20 protein-coding genes are annotated in these 20,205 nt (G+C 71.9%); 14 read left to right on the plus strand and 6 right to left on the minus strand.

What is annotated here, in order from left to right; genetic code table 11:
• Window positions 1–68: 68 nt before the first annotated feature.
• Genes CIK81_RS18500 through CIK81_RS06460 form a run of 3 tightly spaced genes read right to left on the minus strand, consistent with a single transcriptional unit; the run spans window position 69 to window position 2,132 of the window.
• Entirely contained in the window at window positions 69–650 is a 582-nt protein-coding gene (locus tag CIK81_RS18500; protein WP_241964032.1) for a hypothetical protein, read from the minus strand.
• Window positions 651–705: 55 nt separating this feature from the next.
• On the minus strand, window positions 706–1,677 hold the full coding sequence (locus CIK81_RS06455) for a cation diffusion facilitator family transporter (RefSeq protein WP_096196705.1): 972 nt from the start codon (window positions 1,675–1,677) through the stop codon (window positions 706–708).
• A complete protein-coding gene (locus CIK81_RS06460; RefSeq protein WP_096163853.1) occupies window positions 1,674–2,132 on the minus strand; it encodes a helix-turn-helix transcriptional regulator in 459 nt (152 codons plus the stop codon). The genes CIK81_RS06455 and CIK81_RS06460 overlap by 4 nt, the downstream gene beginning before the upstream one ends.
• Before the next feature lie 196 nt (window positions 2,133–2,328).
• Between CIK81_RS06460 and CIK81_RS06465 the strand changes: the two genes are divergently transcribed.
• On the plus strand, window positions 2,329–3,885 hold the full coding sequence (locus CIK81_RS06465) for a long-chain fatty acid--CoA ligase (RefSeq protein ID WP_096196707.1): 1,557 nt from the start codon (window positions 2,329–2,331) through the stop codon (window positions 3,883–3,885).
• A gap of 59 nt (window positions 3,886–3,944) precedes the next feature.
• Here the strand turns inward: CIK81_RS06465 and CIK81_RS06470 are convergent, their stop codons facing one another.
• Together CIK81_RS06470 and CIK81_RS06475 are read right to left on the minus strand one after the other, a co-directional pair.
• Window positions 3,945–4,388 carry a rhodanese-like domain-containing protein gene (locus CIK81_RS06470; RefSeq protein ID WP_114306977.1) on the minus strand — a complete coding sequence of 148 codons (444 nt, stop codon included), beginning with the start codon at window positions 4,386–4,388 and terminating at the stop codon, window positions 3,945–3,947.
• Window positions 4,385–5,932, minus strand: coding sequence for a DEAD/DEAH box helicase (locus CIK81_RS06475; RefSeq protein ID WP_114355535.1), 1,548 nt, complete (start codon window positions 5,930–5,932; stop codon window positions 4,385–4,387). Before CIK81_RS06475 ends, CIK81_RS06470 begins: the two co-directional genes overlap by 4 nt.
• Window positions 5,933–6,213: 281 nt before the next feature.
• Between CIK81_RS06475 and CIK81_RS06480 the strand changes: the two genes are divergently transcribed.
• From CIK81_RS06480 to CIK81_RS06540, 13 genes are all read left to right on the plus strand, one after another.
• Window positions 6,214–7,248, plus strand: a complete 1,035-nt coding sequence (locus CIK81_RS06480) for a LacI family DNA-binding transcriptional regulator (RefSeq protein WP_096196710.1) — start codon at window positions 6,214–6,216, stop codon at window positions 7,246–7,248.
• Window positions 7,249–7,371: 123 nt separating this feature from the next.
• Window positions 7,372–9,327 (plus strand): glycoside hydrolase family 2 protein, encoded by a 1,956-nt coding sequence (locus CIK81_RS06485; protein WP_096196711.1) that lies wholly within the window; start codon window positions 7,372–7,374, stop codon window positions 9,325–9,327.
• A 132-nt stretch (window positions 9,328–9,459) separates the two neighbouring features.
• Window positions 9,460–10,221 (plus strand): class I SAM-dependent methyltransferase, encoded by a 762-nt coding sequence (locus tag CIK81_RS06490; protein ID WP_114355536.1) that lies wholly within the window; start codon window positions 9,460–9,462, stop codon window positions 10,219–10,221.
• A 5-nt stretch (window positions 10,222–10,226) separates the two neighbouring features.
• Complete coding sequence (locus CIK81_RS06495) at window positions 10,227–11,324, plus strand: GNAT family N-acetyltransferase (protein WP_114355537.1); 1,098 nt, start codon at window positions 10,227–10,229, stop codon at window positions 11,322–11,324.
• A 163-nt stretch (window positions 11,325–11,487) separates the two neighbouring features.
• A complete protein-coding gene (locus CIK81_RS06500; protein ID WP_096196714.1) occupies window positions 11,488–11,868 on the plus strand; it encodes a GntR family transcriptional regulator in 381 nt (126 codons plus the stop codon).
• A complete protein-coding gene (locus CIK81_RS06505) occupies window positions 11,865–12,872 on the plus strand; it encodes an ABC transporter ATP-binding protein (protein ID WP_158541943.1) in 1,008 nt (335 codons plus the stop codon). The genes CIK81_RS06500 and CIK81_RS06505 overlap by 4 nt, the downstream gene beginning before the upstream one ends.
• Window positions 12,869–13,591 carry a hypothetical protein gene (locus CIK81_RS06510; protein WP_096196715.1) on the plus strand — a complete coding sequence of 241 codons (723 nt, stop codon included), beginning with the start codon at window positions 12,869–12,871 and terminating at the stop codon, window positions 13,589–13,591. The genes CIK81_RS06505 and CIK81_RS06510 overlap by 4 nt, the downstream gene beginning before the upstream one ends.
• Entirely contained in the window at window positions 13,588–14,538 is a 951-nt protein-coding gene (locus CIK81_RS06515; protein WP_114355538.1) for an ATP-binding cassette domain-containing protein, read from the plus strand. The genes CIK81_RS06510 and CIK81_RS06515 overlap by 4 nt, the downstream gene beginning before the upstream one ends.
• Window positions 14,535–15,266, plus strand: coding sequence for a hypothetical protein (locus CIK81_RS06520; RefSeq protein ID WP_096196717.1), 732 nt, complete (start codon window positions 14,535–14,537; stop codon window positions 15,264–15,266). Before CIK81_RS06515 ends, CIK81_RS06520 begins: the two co-directional genes overlap by 4 nt.
• A 67-nt stretch (window positions 15,267–15,333) precedes the next feature.
• Window positions 15,334–16,368, plus strand: coding sequence for an alcohol dehydrogenase catalytic domain-containing protein (locus CIK81_RS06525; RefSeq protein WP_096196718.1), 1,035 nt, complete (start codon window positions 15,334–15,336; stop codon window positions 16,366–16,368).
• Window positions 16,369–16,457: 89 nt separating this feature from the next.
• Window positions 16,458–17,510 (plus strand): ribonuclease HI family protein, encoded by a 1,053-nt coding sequence (locus CIK81_RS06530; protein ID WP_096196719.1) that lies wholly within the window; start codon window positions 16,458–16,460, stop codon window positions 17,508–17,510.
• Window positions 17,465–18,937: a DUF418 domain-containing protein gene (locus CIK81_RS06535; protein WP_241964033.1), complete on the plus strand. Its 1,473-nt coding sequence runs from the start codon at window positions 17,465–17,467 to the stop codon at window positions 18,935–18,937. Before CIK81_RS06530 ends, CIK81_RS06535 begins: the two co-directional genes overlap by 46 nt.
• The gene (locus tag CIK81_RS06540) at window positions 18,934–19,491 is read left to right on the plus strand and encodes a DUF4031 domain-containing protein (protein WP_096163869.1); all 558 of its coding nucleotides are present in this window, start codon (window positions 18,934–18,936) and stop codon (window positions 19,489–19,491) included. The genes CIK81_RS06535 and CIK81_RS06540 overlap by 4 nt, the downstream gene beginning before the upstream one ends.
• Window positions 19,492–19,554: 63 nt before the next feature.
• Here CIK81_RS06540 and CIK81_RS06545 read toward each other — a convergent pair.
• The coding region (locus CIK81_RS06545) for a cell wall metabolism sensor histidine kinase WalK (RefSeq protein ID WP_147272347.1) at window positions 19,555–20,205 on the minus strand (651 nt) is incomplete at its 5' end.

Genomic DNA, 20,205 nt, shown 5'->3' on the forward strand with positions numbered 1-20,205 from the left:
GGAGCGCTGCGGGGGTCGAGGCGTCGGCGTCCAGGTCGAGGCGCTCCGCCTCGGATCCGCCGCCGGTGTCAGTACCCCGGGGGTCGGTGGCCGCCGAAGGCTGCGAGCTGGGCCTGCACCCTCTCGTTGTGCCGGCTCGCCGCCAGGCATCCCCAGATCATGCTCGCGATCCACACCGGGAGCCCCACCAGAGGCGCGAAGATCGCCAGCACGGCGCCGATCCCGAGGGTGACCAGCGAGATGACGAAGAGGACGATCCCGGTGAGAACCGCCAGGCCCAGGGTGACGCCGATCATCACCAGGGCCCCGCCCACCGTGGAGTAGAGCATTCCGAGCGGTCCGAAGAAGAAGGTGAGCACGAAGGCTGCGCCGACGCTCTTCAGCGGGAGGAGCATCGGCACCGGGCCAGGAGGAGCACCATAGGGGCCTGTGCCGGGGTGGCCGGCGGGCTGGGCGTACGGCTGGACGGCGGCGGGTCGGTAGGGCACGGCGGCAGGCCGGAGGGGCGCGGCGCTGCCCGCGAGCGGAGCGTGGGGGTGCGCGCCCGGCTCGGTGTGGCCCGGGTCGGCGTATCCCGGAGGGGCGAGCTCGCCGCGGATCACCGGCGGCGAGGGGTGCGGGTGGTGGGCGTCCTGCGGATTCTGGCTCATGGTTCCCCCGGGTCGGCGTGCACGTCGGGTCATCCTACGGGCGGCGTCCGCCCGCTCACGTCTCGGGTGGTCGCAGGCTGGATCCGTCGTCGTGGATCGGCACGTGGGCCTCGGGGATGTCCTCGTAGCTGGCGGGATCGGAGATCGGTTCGAGATGCGTGAGCACCGTGAGCTCGGGCAGGCAGGCCTTGAGCTCGTCCTCGAGCGCCTCGATGTAGTCGTGCCCCTCCTTGACCGTCCAGTCGTCGGGCACCAGCACGTGCACGCTCATGAAGCGCTCCTGGCCGGCCTCCCTGGTCTGCAGTCCGTGGAAGGTGACGGTCGCATCGGTGCGCCGACGCAGGATCTCGGTGATGACCTCGTGGTCCTCATCCGGCAGTGCCTTGTCCAGCAGGCCGGAGATCGATTCGGAGAGCAGCCCGATGCCGGTGACGATGATGTTCACGCCGACCGCGAAGGCGACCAGCGCATCCAGGCGCTCCCAGCCGGTCAGCGCCACCAGGCCCACGCCCACGAGCACGCCGGCGCTGGTGACGACGTCGGTCATCAGGTGCTTGCCGTCGGCGCGCAGGGCGATCGAATTGTGGGTCCTGCCGGCGCGCAGGAGCACGAGGGCGACGCCGCCGTTGAGCAGTGAGGCGACCACCACGATGAGCAGGCCGATGCCGAGGTTCTCCAGCGGGCGCGGGTTCACGAAGCGCTCGACCGCGGTGACCAGGATGACCGCTGCGGCCACGAAGATCATCAGTCCTTCGACGGCCGCTGAGAAGTACTCGGCCTTCGCGCGGCCGAAGAGGAAGCGGTCTGTCGCGGGGCGAGCGGCGACGGTCAGCGCGATGAGCGCGACCACGGCGGCCACCAGGTTCACCGTGGATTCGGCGGCGTCGGAGAGCAGGCCGACGGAATCCGTCATCGCCCAGGCGCTCGTCTTCAGCACGATCGTGAGGATCGCGGTGATGATCGACAGCCAGGCGAACTTCCGCAGATCGACCTTTCGGGTCGGGGTGGCGGGGCTTGAGGTGGTCATGCGCGGGAGTCCTTGATCGGCGGGTCGGGGGCGAGGGTGCCATCCGGGGCGATGTGCTCGAAGATCTGCTCCACCAGCGACAGGACGTGCGGATCCTCGACCGTGTAGAAGCTGTGGCGCCCCTCGCGGCGGGCCGAGACGATGCCGGCCAGGCGCAGCTTGCTGAGGTGCTGGCTGGTGGTGGGCAGGCTCAGCCCGACCTGTGCGGCGAGTGCGCCCACGTCGAAGTGCCCGGAGCTCATGAGCTGCACCAGGTGCAGACGGGCCGGGGAGGCGAGCATCGCGAAGGTGTCGGCCGCGGCGGCGAGCTGCAGCTCGGTGGGTGCATGGGGTGCGTCGGCTGCACCGGTCGCCGGGGCGTCGGGCAGTGCGCGGCCTGCCGGGCGCGATGCGTCGCGTCGGGCCCGGGCCGTCTGCTGCGCCGGAGGCGCCTCCGGGTCCGAGGGATGGTCCATGCCTCGAGTCTGGTGTCGGTTCCTCAGTTGCGCAAGGAACGAAATGGCGATGTGAGCGAGTCGTCGGCTCCGTCGGACACGCCCTGGCCCGGACGACTTCCCGTGAACGGCCCGGATGCGGGGGAGGGCAGTCGTACCGTGGGCGCACACCGTGCGTTGGCGCACATCGAGGCAGGACGTTCGAAGGAGTCGATCCGTGTACAACCTCTCCGTCGTGCTCGAGGACAGCGCGCGCACCTGTCCTGACCGAGTCGCTCTCATCCTGGGGTCCGCGCGCCTCACCTATGCGCAGATCGACGGCGCCGCGAACCAGGTCGCCCATCTCCTGGGCTCCCTCGGCATCCGCCCTGGCGACCGGGTCGCCCTGAGCTGTCCGAACCTCCCCCAGTTCCCGATCGTCTACTACGGGATCCTCAAGGCGGGGGCCGTGGTGGTGCCCCTGAACGTCCTGAGCAAGGCTCGCGAGATCACCTACTTCCTGGACGACGCCGATGCGAAGGCCTTCTTCTGCTTCGAAGGGTCGGAGGATCTGCCGATCGGCCGCTACGGGCACGACGGCGCCCTGGCCTCTGCCTCCCTGCCGCACCTGGTGATGATGACCGCCGATCCCTCAGCGCCCAGCCCCTACGACGACGTCCCCACCTTGGCGCAGGCGGTGGCCGGACTGCCCTCCAGCTTCGAGAGCGTCCAGACCCGCGAGACCGACACCGCCGTGGTCCTCTACACGTCCGGCACCACGGGGCGGCCCAAGGGGGCGGAGCTCAGCCACTCCAACCAGCTCATGAACGCTCTGACCTGCAACCGGCTCTTCGGTTCCCAGCCGGGCGAGGACACCCACCTCGTGGCTCTGCCGTTGTTCCACACCTTCGGCGCGACGGTGAACCTGAACGCCGGGTTCTCGATGGGCGCGACCCTGGTCCTGGTGCCCCGTTTCGACGCGGAGCAGGTGCTCGAACTGCTGGTGGAGCACGAGGTGTCCGTGTTCGCGGGGGTGCCCACGATGTGGTGGGGGCTGCTGCGCGCGCTGGAGGACGGTGACGAGCAGAGGGCGAGGATCGCGCAGACCCTGCGCCTGGGAGTCTCCGGCGGGGCGCCCCTTCCGGTGGAGATCCTCACGGCGGCCCGTGAGCGGCTGGGGGTCTCGATCATGGAGGGGTACGGCCTGTCCGAGACCTCGCCGGTGGCCTGCTTCTCGCTGGCGGACCGGCCTCGACCCGGTTCCATCGGGGTACCGGTGTGGGGCGTCGAGGTGAAGCTCATCGACCCCTCCGACCCGGACTGGGCGGAGGTCACCGAGACGGATGCGGTGGGAGAGCTCGTGGTGCGCGGCCACAATGTGATGAGCGGATACATGGGGCGCCCGCAGGAGACGGCGGAGGTGATGCGGGACGGCTGGTTCCGCACCGGTGACCTGGCCCGACGGGATGACGAGGGCTTCTACTTCATCGTCGACCGCTCCAAGGACATGATCGTGCGGGCCGGGTACAACGTGTATCCGCGGGAGATCGAGGAGGTGCTGATCTCGCATCCACAGGTCTCGCTCGCCGCGGTGGTCGGTGTGCCCGACGAGCGGGTCGGCGAGGAGGTCAAGGCGCACGTCATCCTCGAGGACGGCGCCACGATCAGCGCCGACGAGCTGCGCGACTGGGGGCGGGAGCAGATGGCCGCCTACAAGTACCCCAGGGACGTGGTGATCCTCGAGACGCTGCCGATGACCGCGACCGGGAAGATCCTCAAGCGCGAGCTGACCTGAGGAACGGGTCGGGCCCGGCACCTGAGGTGCCGGGCCCGATCAGTTCGCCGTAGGAGGGGTCAGCGCACGGAGCGCGTGGGCTCCACAGCGACGGGCTGCTCGGTCTCGGCGTAGGCGCGGAAGCCGCCGATCAGATCGGTGGCTCGGTGGAATCCGAGATCGCGCAGGTCACGAGCGGCGAGCGAGGAGTAGTACCCCTCGTTGCAGACCACGATGACCAGGTCCTCGTGCTCCGGACCCTTGCTCATGCGGTCCGCGCTGCTCGGGTCCAGGCGCCACTCGAGCACCAGGCGGTCGATCACGATGGCGCCGGGGATGTGTCCCTCGGGCTCCCGCATGGTCACCGGTCGGATGTCGATCACGTGTGCGCCCTGCTCGATCAGTGCGGGCAGCGCGGCCGGTTCCACCCTCTCCACTCCCGCACGGGAGGCGGCGAGGATCTCGTCGATGCTGTGCTGGGCGGGCGAGTCGGCCCGGCGCCGTCCGGCGCCGGCCTCGCTCATCGGCTGCGACCCGAGGAGAACGCGGCAAGGCCGCTGACGCTGTCGCCGCCGCGCGACCCCTCGGAGCTCGTCGAGTAGCGCGCCGGAGCAGCCTCACGACGGCCGCCGCCCTGGCCTCCGCGACGACCGCCGCCGGAGCGCTGGCCCTGTTCGCCGGAGCCCTGGCCGCCACGACCGCCCTGACCACCACGGCCTCCCTGGCCGCCACGGCCTCCTTGACCGCCACGGCCGGAGCCCTGGCCACCCTGACCGCCACGGCCGGAGCCCTGGCCACCGCGACCGGAGCCCTGACCACCGCGACCGCCCTGGCCTCCGCGGCCGGCGGAGCGCTCGGGCCGCTCGACCGGATCGGCCGTGCGCGGCTCGTGCATCTCGGTGCGCTCACCGGGGGCGAGCTGCGTGAGCACGGTGGAGGCGGGGTTCACCTGCGGGTGGACGGTGGGCTTGATGCCGGCCTTGCGCATCAGATCGCTCACGTCGCGCTTCTGCTCCGGGGTCTGGACCGTGATCACGGTGCCGGACTCGCCCGCGCGGGCGGTGCGACCGGAGCGGTGCAGGTACGCCTTGTGCTCGACGGGCGGATCGGCATGGACCACGAGGGCCACTTCGTCCACGTGGATGCCGCGGGCGGCGATGTCGGTGCAGACCATCGTGGTGGCCTCGCCGGTGCCGAAGGCCTCGAGGTTCCGGGTGCGCGCGTTCTGCGAGAGGTTGCCGTGCAGATCGACGGCGTCCACCCCGCGAGCGCTGAGCTTGCGGGCGAGGTTCTTCGCGCCGTACTTGGTGCGCGTGAACATGATGGTGCGTCCGGGGGCGGCGGCGAGATCGCGCAGCACGTCGAAGCGTGCCGCGGGCTCCACCTCGAGCACGTGGTGCTCCATGGTGCCGACGGGGCTCGAAGCCGGGTCCGCCGAGTGGGTGACGGGCTCGTGCAGGAACTGCTTGACGAGCTTGTTCACGCCCGAGTCGAGGGTCGCGGAGAACAGCATCCGCTGACCCTTGGGCGGCGTCTTGTCGAGGATCTTGCGGACCATCGGCAGGAAGCCCATGTCGGCCATGTGGTCGGCCTCGTCGATGACGGTGACCTCGATGCCGCCGAGGTCGGCATGCCCCTGGCCCATGAGGTCCAGGAGTCGGCCGGGGCACGCGACGAGCACGTCGATACCGCCGGCGAGAGCCTTCACCTGCGGGTTCTGGCCCACCCCGCCGAAGACGACGGCGCTGCGCAGGCCCGCGGCCGCCTCGAGCGGCTTGAGCGAGTCGGCGAGCTGCGAGGCGAGCTCGCGCGTGGGGGCGAGGATGAGCGAGCGGGGCCGACGCGCCACGCGACGGCGCGGCTCGGCGATCAGGCGCGCCACCAGGGGCAGCAGGAAGGCGTAGGTCTTGCCCGAGCCGGTGCGGCCACGACCCAGGACGTCGCGCCCGGACAGGGAGTCCGGCAGCGTCGCGGCCTGGATGGGGGTGGGCTGGGTGATGCCCTGGGGCGCGAGCGCCTCGACCAGGACAGAGGGCACGCCGAGGCGTGCGAAATCGGGGGAGGTCACGGATGTTCCGTTCTGAAGATGCAGATCCCGCCCGATGCGTCATGTGCCGGAGCACTGCCGTGGCAGCGCGTCGGACGCTGCGCAGTCACCACCAGAAGTGGGACCTGTGCCGCGGCGGGATGACGGCACGCAGGACCCACGCTAGACCTGCTGCTGTCCACGGGGAATGATCAGGGCCGGGGATGTGAGAAACACCTGACGCCGCGCGCCGTGCAGGGCCGGTAGTGTCCCCACGTGAGAACCTCCACGGCCGTCGGAGGACCGCAGGGAAGGGGCACGAGATGGCTCGCAGGGTGAGCATCAAGGACGTCGCACAGCATGCGGGCGTCTCCTGGAAGACCGTCTCGAACGTCGTCAACGAGCGCCCCGTCGTGCGGGCCGACACTCGGGAGAAGGTCCTGGCCGCGATCGACGAGCTCGGGTACGTGCCCAACCACGTCGGCCGCGAGCTGCGCGGCGGCCCCACCCGCTCGATCGCCCTGGTGGTCCCCGAGCTGCAGAATCCCTACTTCGCCCGTCTGGCCGAGCGGATGCAGGCGGCCGCACGCGAGCGGGGATACACCGTGAGCGTCGAGGTGTCCCTGCACAGCCCCCAGGTGGAGCGCGCCCACGTGCATGGCCGCACGGCGCGTCCGGTCGATGCGGTGGTCATCTCGCCCACCGCGCTCGAGCCCGCAGACCTGCTGGAGCGGCACTCCGGCCCGCCCGTGGTGCTGCTGGGGGAGACCCTCACCGCCGCCCAGGGTGTGGTGCACGTGGCGATCGACAACGTCGGCTCCGCCGGGGACGTGGTGCGCCATCTCGTCGCGACCGGCCACCGACGGCTGCTGTTCCTCGGTGCCGACAGCGCTGCGCGTTCGACCGGCGCCGACCGTCTCGCGGGGTTCCAGGAAGCGAGCCGCGCCGCGGGCCTCCCGCAGGATCCGGACCTGCTCCGCAGCGCCACCTCCTGGACCCGGGAGGAGGGGTGCGAGGAGGTCCGTCGCACGCTCGAGGCCGGGATCGAGATCGACGCCGTGGTGGCCGGCAACGACCTGATGGCGATCGGTGCGCTCGCCGCCCTGCGGGAGCACGGGCTGCGGGTGCCCGAGGACGTCGCCGTCGTGGGCTGGGACGACGTCGCTGAGGCGGCCTGGACCATGCCCGCGCTCACCACCATCGCCCCTGACCTCGATGCCCTGATCGCCGCCGCCCTCGATGCCGCGATCGACGGCGTCGAGCGCAGCCGGACCGCCGGCGCGGAGAACGTGATCGCGCATCGCCTGGTGCAGCGCGCGAGCACCCGGCCCGTCGACGCGGAGAGCGCCGCGGTCTGACGAACGGATTTCCCACGTTGCAATTTGGGGTCCGGTGCGCTTGACTGGCTCCCGACAGAACCTGCCGGCGCCCCGCGGCGCCGGTGACTCAGCGCCGAGCACCACTGATCCCAGGAGCCGTTCGTGAACGCCCAGAATCCTGACCTTCCGGAGCACCTGAGCTCCCTGTTCTCCCGCGCCGACGAGCTCGCCGCACAGCTGGATCCGCCGCTGTCGGCCGTGACCGACGTGCCGCGCCCCGAGCACCCGCGCCCCCAGCTGCACCGTCCCGCCTGGCTCACCCTCAACGGCCCCTGGGCGTTCGAGATCGATCAGGGCGATTCGGGCCGTGAGCGGGGACTGCTCGAGCGCCGGCTCGACTCCGAGATCCTCGTGCCCTTCGCCCCGGAGACCGCCGCCTCCGGGATCGGCAACCGCGACTACCTCGAGGCCGTCTGGTATCGCCGCACCGTGACCGTCCCGGCCGATTGGGAGGGCCTGCGCCCGATCCTGCACTTCGAGGCCGTGGACCACGATGCGACCGTCTGGGCCGACGGCGTCGAGGTCGCGCGGCACCGTGGCGGCTTCACCCCGTTCTCCGCGGACCTCTCCGTCGTCGACGGCGTCGGCCCCGGCGCGGAGGTCGAGATCACGGTGCGGGCCCGCGACCCTCACGGTGTCCCGCAGGCTCGCGGCAAGCAGTCCCACGACTTCACGCCCACGGCCGCGAACTATCACCGCACCACCGGCATCTGGCAGAGCGTGTGGCTCGAGGGCGTCCCGGCCGACGAGATCCGCTCGCTGCGGATCCTGCCCTCCCTCGCCGGACGGTCCTTCGCGCTCGACGTGCCCCTGGCCCGCACCACCGCGGGCACCCGCCTCGAGGTCGTCGCCTCCGTGCCGGGCGGCGCGGAGGCGGCGCGCGCGCAGGTGCGCGCCGATCTGGACCTGGCCCCGCACCTCGAGCTCGCGATCCCCGAGGACGCGGTGCGCGTGTGGGGCCCCGGAGCTCCTGAGCTCTACGCCCTGAGCGTGCGTCTGCTCGGCGCCGACGGTGCCGTGCTCGATGAGGTGCGCTCCTATGCGGGCCTGCGCTCGACGTCGCTGCGCGACCACGAGTTCCGGATCAACGGGGAGAAGGTCTTCCAGCGCCTGGTCCTCGACCAGGGCTACTGGGAGGAGTCGTTCATGACCTCCCCGACCGACGGCGCGATCACGACCGACATCCGTCTCGCCCTCGAGGCCGGCTTCAACGGGGCACGACTGCACCAGAAGGTCTTCGAGCAGCGCATGCTGTTCTGGGCGGATCTGCACGGCTATCTCACCTGGGGCGAGTTCGGGGACTGGGGCGTCTCCGGGTTCGGGCCCACGGGGGACAACCAGCAGCCCACCGCAGCTTTCGTCGGCCAGTGGGTCGAGGCCGTGAAGCGCGACCTCAACCATCCCTCGATCATCGGCTGGTGCCCGCTCAACGAGACCCACCAGGTGATCCACGACCGGATCACCCAGCTCGACGTGGTCACCCAGGCGATGTACGACGCGACCAAGCTCGCTGATCCCACCCGTCCCGTGCTCGACACCTCCGGGTACTCGCACCGGGTGCGCGGAGCCGACGTCTACGACTCCCACTCCTACGAGCAGGACCCCGAGCGCTTCCGCGTCGAGCAGTCCGGTCTCGCCGACGGCGAACCCTTCGCCAACCGGCGCGACCTGGGCCCGGACGAGATGCCCTTCGCCGACGGCGCCTTCTCCCTGCCCTACGCCGGTCAGCCCTATTTCGTCTCCGAGTACGGCGGCATCTGGTGGAACCGGAAGGAGGCCGAAGAGGCCGAGGAGGCGGCCCGCGCCGGCAACAACGCCGCCGAGTCCTGGGGCTACGGCGAACGGATCCGCAGCGAGGAGGAGCTCTACACGCGCTTCGAGGGGCTGACCCGGGTGCTGCTCGAGGACCCGCTGATGTTCGCCTACTGCTACACCCAGATGACCGACGTGTTCCAGGAGAAGAACGGCATCGTCGACTTCGAGCGCGGCCGCAAGCTGGACCTCGCCCGCCTGCGGTCCGTGCAGGAGAAGACCGCCGCCTACGAGCGGGAGGCCTGACCCCGAAGAGACGCTGAACGGCTGGGTCGAGCTGCTGAGCTGACGGGCCGACGAGCCGCTGAGCCGACGAGCCGCCCGGGACGCCACGGATAATCCCGTGACGCCCCGGGCGGCCTGCGTCAGGATGTGGGCATGGTCGATCAGTCACGCCTGTGGGATGCGCATGCCGCCGCCGAGTACGACACCCCCGGAGAGGGCATGTTCGCTCCCGAGGTGCTGGGGCCGACGGTCGAACTCCTCTCGTCGCTCGCCGACGGCGGCCGCGCCCTCGAGCTCGCGATCGGCACCGGCCGTGTCGCGATCCCGCTGCGGGAGGCCGGGATCGAGGTCACCGGCATCGAGCTGTCCGAGGCGATGGTCGCCCGGCTGCGGGAGAAGGTCGACGCACAGCAGGTCCCCGTCGTGCACGGCGACATGACCACCACGACGGCGGGGGAGGGGTTCTCCCTCGTCTACCTCGTGTTCAACACGATCGGGAACCTGCTCACCCAGGAGCAGCAGGTCGAGTGCTTCCGCAACGCCGCGCGGCATCTCGCGCCGGGAGGCTGCTTCGTGATCGAGCTGGGCGTGCCCGACCTCCGCTCGCTCACCCCGGGCACGGGAGGCACCCTCGAGCGCACGGAGCCCGGCTATCTCCTGGTGGACACGTACGACACGCTCCGTCAGATCCTGGTCTCCCATCACGTGCGCTTCGACGCGCCGGTGGACGGCTCCCGCGAGGCGCGCATGGATCGCACCCCGCAGCGCTACATCTGGCCCTCCGAGCTCGACCTCATGGCGCAGCTGGCCGGTTTCACCCTCGAGGACCGCTGGGCGGACTGGGACCGCACGGAGTTCACGGGGGAGTCCCACAGCCACGTGAGCGTCTACCGGCTCCCTACACTGGACCGGTGACGTCCATGGCCCCACGCACCGCCCCCACCGACCAGACCGACCAGACCGACCAGACCGACCAGACCGGCCAGACCGACCAGAGCGCCCCTGCCGTTCCGACGGCCCAGGCCTCTCGGGATCCCCTGACCCGGAGCCCGCTCAGCGTCGAGGACGTCCCCGCGCTCACCGCGCTCATGAACCGCGTGGACGCGGCGGACGACGGCGATGAACCGGCCGAGGAGCCCGGCATCCGCGAGTGGCTCACCATGCCCGGCCTCGACCTGGCCCTGGACACCCTGGCCGTGCGCGACGGTGAGGACCTCGTGGCGTTCGGCGCCGTCGACGTCTCGACCGCCACCGACCGTGAGGGACGGGTGCGCTGCCAGCTGATGGGTGCGGTCGACCCGACCCGCCGCCGGCAGGGCCTGGGCACGGAGCTGTTCGAGTGGGCCGAGGCCCGCGCCGCGCAGCTCGCCGCCGAGCGCCATCCGGGCGTCGAGACCGCGGTCTTCCGATCCCCCGGGGGCCGGGACCCCGCGGACGGCACCTCGGCGGATGCTCCGCTGACCGGCGGGGCCGATGTGCGTCCGCTCCTCGCGCAGCGCGGTTACCGGCGGGCTCGCAGCTGGCTGACCATGGTGCGGAGACTGCCCGGAACGGAGATCCCGGAGACCGACCTCGCCGGCGTCCAGGTGAGCGCCCCGTCCGAGACGGACGAGGAGGCCACTCGTTTCGCCCATCTCGACGCCTTCGCCGATCACTGGGGCTCGGCCCCGGTGACCGCGGAGCGCTGGAGCGTGTGGTGGTCCTCCCACACCTCGCGTCGTGAGCTCTCGAGCATCGCGACGGACGCCGACGGGACCGTGCTCGGCTACGTGATCACCTCGGAGGACAAGCCCGGCGTGCTGCACATCGCCCTGGTGGGCACGCGCCCTGCGGCGAGGGGCCGAGGCATCGCCCGCGCCGTGATCGCCCGCTCGCTGCGCGCGGCGGCCCGGGCGGAGTACGTGACGGCCGAGCTGGAGGTCGACGCCGACTCGCTCACCGGCGCGACCCGTCTCTACGACGCCCTCGGCTTCGTGCGCGAGCACGTCCACGGGACCTACGAGAAGCCGGTCGCCTGACCCGTCAGTGCCCGTCAGCGCCCGCAAGTGCCGGCCGGCGCCCTCCGGCACCCCCGATGCTCATCATCGAGCCTTGACACCCTCCCTCTCTACTGTCCATAGTGAATATGAACAGTAGAGGCAGTCGGTTCGGTCGACGTGAACGCTCGGAGGAGTGGTGAGCATGCACATCCCGCTCGACCCCTCCGACCCCGAGCCGATCTACGAGCAGATTCGAGCCCGCCTCGCCGAGATGATCCTGCGAGGGGATCTCGCCCCCGGAGAGGCCCTGCCCTCGATCCGGGCCCTCGCCCGTGACCTGCGGGTCAGTGTCATCACGACCACGCGCGCCTACAACGAGCTGGTGGCCGACGGGCTGGTCGACGCCGTGCGCGGCAAGGGAGTCTTCGTCCGCGCGCAGCAGCCCGAGCAGCTGCGCAACCGAGCCCTCGACCGCATCGACGCCGCGCTCGCCGAGGTCGCCCGAACCGCTCGCACCGCCGGGATCGACGCCGACGAGCTGCACGAGCGCCTCGCCCATGCCCTCGAGGAGGAGGACCGATGAGCACGATGCCCCCGGAGCCGCACGGCGGCCTGGATCCACTCGCGCTCGGCGCGGACGAGACCCCGTCGGACGCGGTCCGAGCCGAGGAGCTGTCCGTGCAGCTGCCGTCTCTCGGCCGCCCGTACTCAGCACCGCTGCGGGCCGTGCACGAGCTCAGCCTGAGCGTGCCGACCGGGCAGGTCACCGCGCTCGTCGGGCATAACGGCGCCGGCAAGACCACCACGCTGCGCACGCTGATCGGCGCCCTGCCCTTCTCGGCCGGACGTCTCGAGGTGCTCGGCACCGAGATGGGGCCTGCCCGCGTCGCGATGCCGAGCGGTGTCGCCGTCGTTCCGGATGCCCCCGCCTACCCGCCGCGCTGGACCGCGCGCCAGGTCGCGCGAGCGCACAGCGCCACGGCTGCGCGCTTCGACCACGCGCGCTTCGACGCCTATCTCACGGACCATCGTGTCCCGGTCGACAGGCCTCTCAGCGGCTTCTCCCGAGGCCAGCTCACCCAGCTCACGATCGCCGCGGCCCTGGCCCAGCATCCCCGTCTGCTGATCCTCGACGAGCCCTTCGCCCGCCTGGATCCGCTGGCACGCACCGAGCTGGTCGACGAGCTGCGTGACCTGATGGCGCTCGGTGATCGCACCATCCTGCTGTCGACCCATGACCTCGAAGGGATGGACCGCTTCGTGGACCATCTCGTGGTGCTCGCGCAGGGGCGGACGGCGCTCGAAGGCGATGTGGAGACGCTGCGCGAGGAGTTCCTCGTGCTCGAGCAGGCCGGCACCGGCAACACCTCCGATGACGCTCACGGTCTCGAGCCGCTGATCGGGCCCGTCACCACGGGCGACACGACGCGTGGCCTCGTGCACCTCGACGAGGCCGCCGGGCTGCCGCCCGGAGCGCACCTGCGGCGCCCGGGGATGAGTGAGCTGGTGACGCACTGGCTGCGGGCCGCGAGCCCACCGGACCGTGCATCCTCCACGGCCACCACCTCGAGGAGGGGAACGGCATGATCTCGACCCGACGAGCCCTCGTCATGGAGGCCCGCCTGAACAGCGGCCGCTTCGGGCTCACCATGGCCCTGTGCGTGCTGAGCGTCGTGGTCGCCGTCGTGATCACCGACGGTCTGATGACGGTGCTTCCGTTCTGGGCCGCTCTGGCCTGGTATCGCTATGGCCGCGCGGACACCATCGAGCGCGCGGAGCTGAGGGCGAGTCTCGGCCTCTCCCGGGCGGACCGGGTGCGTGGACGCGTGGCGCTGATCGGCGTCGAGACGATGGTCCTCCTGCTCACCTCGGCGCTCTGGCTGCTCATCGCTCCGGCACTGGACCTCAGGACGACCGTGCGGCCCGGCGCCACGTTCACCCTGTCGGGGCCGCCCGGCCTCTCCGAGATCCTGCTCGTCCTGGTCGGCACGGGACAGGCCGCCTTCGTCCTGCTGCTCACCGCGATCGTCGTCGGCGGCGACTGCACCACCCACCGGCCGGCCCGCTCGATGGCCGTGCTGAGCATCATCGTCTACCTCGGCGCCGGTCTGCTCAGCGCCATGCTCGTCGGGCTGCCCCTGAGCATGCTCGAGCTCTCCGGCAGTCCTGCCGTGCCCTCCCTCGTGATGGGGGCGGGGGTGATCGTGGTCGGCGCTGTTCTCCTGCTGGTGCTGCGCCGCCGCGTACGCGCCTGGAGCGACGTGCTCGACTCCGGTGCGGCCACACGGATGCGGGCCGCAGCATGATCCGCCCCGAGCCTTCCGGCCGTCCCGTGGAGCCGCAGTGCCCCGTCGCCCCGGCCATCCGGGTCCAGCAGCTGGCCGTGGACATCCCCCATCCCCGCAGCCGCTACCGGGCACCGACCCCAGCCCTCCACGACATCAGCTTCACCGCGCCCCGAGGTCAGGTCACCGCACTGGTGGGCACCAACGGAGCCGGCAAGACGACCGTGCTGCGAGCCCTCACCGGGGCCCTGCGGCCGGCTGCCGGATCGGTCGAGGTGCTCGGTCGCACCGTCGGCCCCGCCGATCGTGCCTGCCCCGAAGGCGTCGGCGTCGTGCCCGACGCCCCGGTGCTCCCCGAGGAGTGGACCGCGCAGGACGTCATCGCGCTGCGACGCTGCCTGGGCGACCCCTTCGACACCAGCCTCTTCCCGCGGATGCTGCAGGCGTCCGGGATCCGCCCGCGGGCCATGATCGGCTCGCTCTCCGCCGGGCAGACGACCGCGTTCGCGGTGGCCGCAGCGCTCGCCACCGATCCACGGCTGCTCGTGCTGGATGAACCGCTCACCCGGCTCGACCCTCTGGCCCGCAGCACCCTGGTGGATCTGCTGCGCGATCGGCTGGCCGACGACGACTCCCGCTCCGTCCTGCTCTCGACGCATGACCTCGAGGGGATGGACTGCTTCGTCGACCATCTCGTGGTGCTGCACGAGGGCCGCACGGTGCTCGAGGGCGACGTCGACGAGCTCCTGGAGGCCCACGTCGTGGCGACCTACCCCGCCGGCGCTCCGCAGATCCCGCTGGGGGCGCGTCCGCTCGGGCGCAGCGGCGCCGCCGAGGCGCTGATCGCGACCGACGACTCCGTCGGCCTGGCGCCGGGGACCGCTCTGCGCGAACCCGACCTCCCCGATCTCGTGGGCCTGACCCTCGCGGCCCGTGCCGGGCGCGCCATCGGGGAGGACCGCCGATGAGCGCGACGCTGCGCAGACCGTCGACGGCACCGCGCGACCGCGCCCTCCGCCTGGAGCTGACCCTCCAGCGGCCGCTGCTCTGGGGGAGCGGTGTGGTCGCCGCCCTCCTCCTGCTCGCCGCGATCGGACAGTTCGCACGACTGGGGAACGTGCTGATCCTGCTGGCCGTCGCCGTGCCCGTCGCCGCCGCCCCGCGAGACCCCGCTCGAGAGGGATGGCTGAGCGGGACGCTCGGCATCTCACGGGCCGCCCGGGTGAGGGCCCGGGTGCGCGTCGTGCTCTTCACGCAGCTGGGGCTCCTGCTCGCCGCTGCCGTGGTGATCCTCGTCGGCCCGCAGGGCGGAGGGGGTGATCCGGCGACGCTCGGACGGGTCAGCGCGGGCGGTCTCTCGCTGCCGGTCCCGACCCTCGCGTACTGGCAGGACGTGGTGATCTGGGCGTCGGCGGCTGTGTGGTCGCACATCTGGGTGGGGCGGGACGCCCTGCACGACGCGTCCACGGCGATGTGGGCACGAGCGCTGGCCTCCTACCTCGGCATGTACGTCGTGGTGACGGCCGTGACCTTCGGGGTGAGGATGCTGCCCCTCGCCCTCGGGGCGCTGCTGGGTCGGGAACCCGTGGCGGGGCCGGCGCAGGAGTATCCGGCGGTCCTGGCCGGGGCTGCGGTGTTCGGGGCCGGGCTCCTCGTCCTGCGGTGGCGATCGCGGGCCTGGGCGCAGGCCGCCTGAGAAACGGCTCGAGCGTCCGGCCTGATCGGCGGAGCATCGAGCGACGGCTGTGCGCGAGGATGGACTCATGAGAGCTGTGCGCTACGACGAGTTCCGTGACCGACCCGTTCTGGTCGACATGCCTGATCCCGTGTGCCCGCCGCGCGGCGCGGTCGTCGCGGTGCACGCGACCGGAGTGTGCCGCAGCGACTGGCACGCCTGGCAGGGCCATGACGACTCCCTCCAGCTGCCCCACGTCCCCGGGCACGAGTTCGCGGGCATCGTCGAGCAGGTCGGCGCGGACGTCACCGGCTTCGCGCCGGGGGACCGGGTCACGGCCCCTTTCATCCTCGCCTGCGGCCGCTGCGAGGAGTGCCTCGCCGGAGCACCCCAGGTCTGCCCGGAACAGCGCCAGCCCGGCTTCGACCTCCCCGGGTCCTGGGCGGAGAAGGTGCTGGTCATCGAAGCGGACCACAACCTCGTCACCCTGCCGGAAGAGATCGACATGGTCCGTGCGGCGGGGCTCGGCTGCCGCGTCGGCACCGCCTATCACGCGGTGCGCACGCAGGCGCGGGTCGCCGTCGGGGAGAGGGTCGCCGTGTTCGGCTGCGGCGGGCTCGGCCTCGCCTGCGTGATGGTCGCGCTAGCGGCAGGCGCCGACGTCATCGCGATCGACGTCTCCGACAGCGCCTTGGCGGCGGCGGCCGAGCTCGGCGCGACGCCTCTGGTCTCTGGCACGGACATCGTCGACCGGGTCCGCGAGGCGACGGGCGGCGGCGCCCACGTCACCCTCGACGCGCTGGGGTCCGCGGGCACGGCCCGTGCCGCGATCGCGTCGCTGCGGCCGCGCGGTCGCCACGTCCAGGTGGGGCTCCTGCTGGGCGAGGACGCCGACCCCTCCCTGCCGATGGGTCAGGTGATCGGCCAGGAGCTGCAGATCCTGGGCAGCCACGGCCTGGCCGTCTCCGAGTACCGGGACCTGCTCGCCGATATCGCGAGCGGACGCCTCGACCTGGGAGCCGTCGTCGGCAGACTCCTCGCCGTCGAGGACCTGCCCGATGCGATGCTCGCCATGGACCACCCGCCCACGACCGCAGGGATGACCGTCGCCCGGGTGCGCTGACCGCGACGCGGCGAGAGGAACCCCGCATCGCGCGGCGTGCGGGCCCGCTGCGGCCGGGGAGGTCCGCCGCCTGTGGAACGATTGGGCCCATGACCATCACTGCTGCTGCCGACGGCTCCGCCCTGGGCAATCCCGGCCCGGCCGGCTGGGCCTGGTACATCGACGAGAACACCTGGCGCGCGGGCGGCTGGCCCCATGGCACCAACAACATGGGCGAGCTCAAGGCGGTGCTCGACCTGCTCGAGGCCACCGCCGTCGACGCCGACCAGCACTTGCTGATCCTGTGTGACAGCCAGTACGTCATCAACTCCGTGACCAAGTGGATGCCGGGCTGGAAGCGCAAGGGCTGGCGCAAGAAGGACGGCAAGCCCGTCATGAACGTCGAGCTGCTGCAGGCCATCGACCGCGCCCTCGTCGACCGCAGCGTCGAGTTCGAATGGGTCAAGGGCCACTCCGGCCATGCGATGAACGAGGCCGCCGACGTGCGCGCCAACGCCGCCGCGACCGCCTACTCCAAGAAGCAGGATCCCCAGGTGGGCCCGGGATACCGGGGCGGCTCCGCAGGTTCCTCGGAGGCGGCGAACCCCCGCACGGCCCCGACCTTGGCTCCGGCGGCGCCCCCGACCTCGACCTCGGCGGGTCCGTCATCCACATCGGAGGCCGCCTCCACCGCCGATCGGCCCCTCGCGCCCCCGGAGGATGACCTCTTCAGCCTCTTCGGCCAGGACGCGGGCGACCCCGCCCCGGCCACCTGCAGCACCGCGGCGGAAGACACGGTGCTCACCGAGGACGCCCCCGGGGCCACCGACTTCGAGCAGATCACCGCCCGCGAGCTCGCCCTGCTCAGTGATGCGTTGCGCGCCGATGCCCCGAGCGCCGCCGAGCTGCTGCACGTGGACTTCACCGAGACCGGCTCCAGCGGACGCCGCTACGACCGCGACGAGATCCTCGCCCACCTCGCCCCGCTGCGCGGCGTCGACGCGTCCGAGTTCGTGGCCGACGAGATCGCCCCCGGTGTGGTGCTGCTGCAGTATTCGACCAGCTCGGCCGACGGCCTCGTGCACCGCAGCTCGCTGTGGGTGCAGGAGAAGGGGCGGTGGCTGCTGCGTCACCACCAGGGCACCCCGGCCGACAGGGCCTGATGTCCCTGGTCGCGGGCGGCGGATCGGTGCCGCTGAGCGACCGCGCGGGAGGCCCGGATCTCGCGCGGGGCCTCGCCCTGCTCGGGATCGCACTCGCCAACACCGTCGGCTGGCTGCACGGCTCGACCTGGACCGTTCTGCTCAAACAGCAGGACGCCACCGTGCTGGATCGTGTGGTGGACGTGCTCCTCGCCCTGACCATCGACAACCGCGGCTTCCCGCTGTTCGCGATGCTGTTCGGCTACGGCATCGGGATCCTGCACCGCCGCTCCCGCGAACGGGGCGAGAGCGCGGGCCGCTTCATCCTGCGCATGCTGCGGCGCCACGTGGTGCTGCTCGCGATCGGACTGGCCCACGCGATCCTGCTGTTCAGCGGCGACATCATCGTGGCCTACGCGATGGTGGGCATGCTCTGCGCGGTGCTCGTGACACGGCACCGCGCCGTGATGCCCGTGGTCGCGATCGCCGCCCTTCCCGCGCTCGGCGTGTGGGGATGGGCCGACGGCACGATAGGTCTGTTCGGGGGCGACGGCTACGCCTCGGCCGCCGCACCCGACTACGTCACCGCTCTGCGCCTGCGCACCGAGCAGGCGGGGGCCGACGTCGCCACCGTCCTGATCGACGACATCGGTCTGCTCTCGCCGATGGCGATCGGGGTGATCGCCGCTCGGCTGCGGATGCTCGAGGAGGTCGTCGCGAACCGTGACCTGCTGGTCCCCATCGCCCGCTGGGGGCTCGGGATCGGACTGCTCGGAGCGGTGCCCCTGGCCGCAGTGCTCGCCCTCGACCCCGCTCACCGGGTCCTGGACGCGGTGCTCCTGCTCGGCTCCATCGGGGTGGTGCACCAGTACACGGGCCTGATCGGAGCCCTGGGCTTCGCCGCAGCGCTGGCACTGCTCGCCGAGCGGGTGCGTCGGCAGACCCAGTCGGCCGACGGGACCGTCGCCCCGCACGACGCATCCGGTCACGCAGCCGGTCACGCATCCGGTGGGGCCGCCCTCCGACGCGACGCGGCCGACGGGGGATCGGCCCCGAGGGTCGTCGTCGCGGCCGTGCGAGGGATCGAGGCGCTCGGCGCGGTCTCGCTGAGCGCCTACGTGGGCCAGTCGCTCGTGGCCCACGCCCTCTTCCCTCCGTACACCCTGGATCTGGGCGCGCGGCTCGGCAGCGCCGGTGCCGCGGCGCTCATGGTGGCGACCTGGCTGGTGATGATCCTGCTCGCGCAGGCCCTGCGCCGTCGCGGCCGGCGAGGCCCGCTCGAGGTCGTGCTGCGCCGTCTGGCAGGATCGAGCACATCGCGATCGCCGAGGACCGATCGATCCCCGCGCACCCTGCGCTCCCTAGGATCTCCGCGATCCTCGCCCTCCGCACGATCCTCGCGCTTCTCACCCTCCGCACGATCCTCTCGACCGGGAGCTCGTCCATGACCGTCTACGCCGATACGCCCAGGTGGCCGCGCCACGGCATGGTCTGGGGCCATCTGATCTCCGACACCTCGCTCGCCGAGCTGCACAGCACGGCGGCCCGGGCAGGGCTGCCCCCGCGCTCCTTCGACCTGGACCACTACGACTGGCCGGAGCGAGCTCGCCCCGGCCTCGAGGCGGCCGGAGTGCGCTTCATCGACGCCGGGGAACTCACGCGGATCCTCATCCGCTCCGGCCTGCGGGTCCGACTGCGCGACCGCGCAGGTGCCCGTGCTCGGCGCAGCGCGGACCACGCCGCGCAGCTGGGGCTCACTCCCGTGCCGAGGGACCTGATCGTGGGGCTGAGCGGCCATGTCGACCCGCTGCCCTCGGCGCAGGACGCTCTGCCCGGCGCATTCCGGATGACTCGTGACGATCCGTCGGCCCCGCCCCGGATCGAAGCGCACGACGAGGCGGGCCTGCGTGCCGCCGAGCAGCTGCTGGACCACCTGGACAACCTCTCCCGCGCGGCCGGGCAGGCGGGCTTCAGGGGGCAGGTGCTGGTGGACGGCAGCTGACCCGTCGAACTCCCCGAACGCGCCGAGCCCGTCGAACGCGCCGAACTCGTCGAGCCCGCCGGATCAGGTGGCCGGGCTCGAGGGCCCCGTCGGCGAGTCCGGGCTGGTCAGGGCGTGCAGCTGATCAGGCTCGACACGATGCTCCTCATCGACCTCGGCCCTCGGCAGCTCGACCCAGAAGGTGGACCCGCCGCCGGGGGTCTCGGTGACGCCGATGTCGCCGCGGTGCTGCTGGACGATGGTCGCCGCGATCGACAGGCCGAGACCCGCGCCGCCGCCCTGCGTCGCCGAGCGCGCCCGGGAGGCGTCGGTGCGGTAGAAGCGCTCGAAGACCTTCTCGCGCTGGTCGTCGTCGATGCCGGGACCGTGGTCACGGATCTCCACCCGCACGGTGCTCTCCGCGGTGTAGCCCACGGCGATCTCGACCGGGGAGCCCTTGGGGGTGTGGCGGTTCGCGTTGCCCACCAGGTTCAGGATCACCTGGCGCAGCGAGGCCTCATCGCCCAGCACGCCGATCGACAGGTGGGGCTGCACCGAGACCGGGGTCCCGGAGAGCGAGACCACCATGACCTGGCGGTCCGGGTCCAGGGCCCGCAGGTCCTGAGCGGCGTCGAAGAGGGCATCGGTGAGATCCACCGGCTCGAGGGCCAGATCGGGGTTCTCGTCCAGGCGTGCCAGGCGCAGCAGGTTCTCCACCAGCGACCCCATCCGTCG

Origin of the sequence: Brachybacterium sp. JB7 (assembly GCF_003335205.1) — a bacterium.
Taxonomy (GTDB): domain Bacteria; phylum Actinomycetota; class Actinomycetes; order Actinomycetales; family Dermabacteraceae; genus Brachybacterium; species Brachybacterium alimentarium.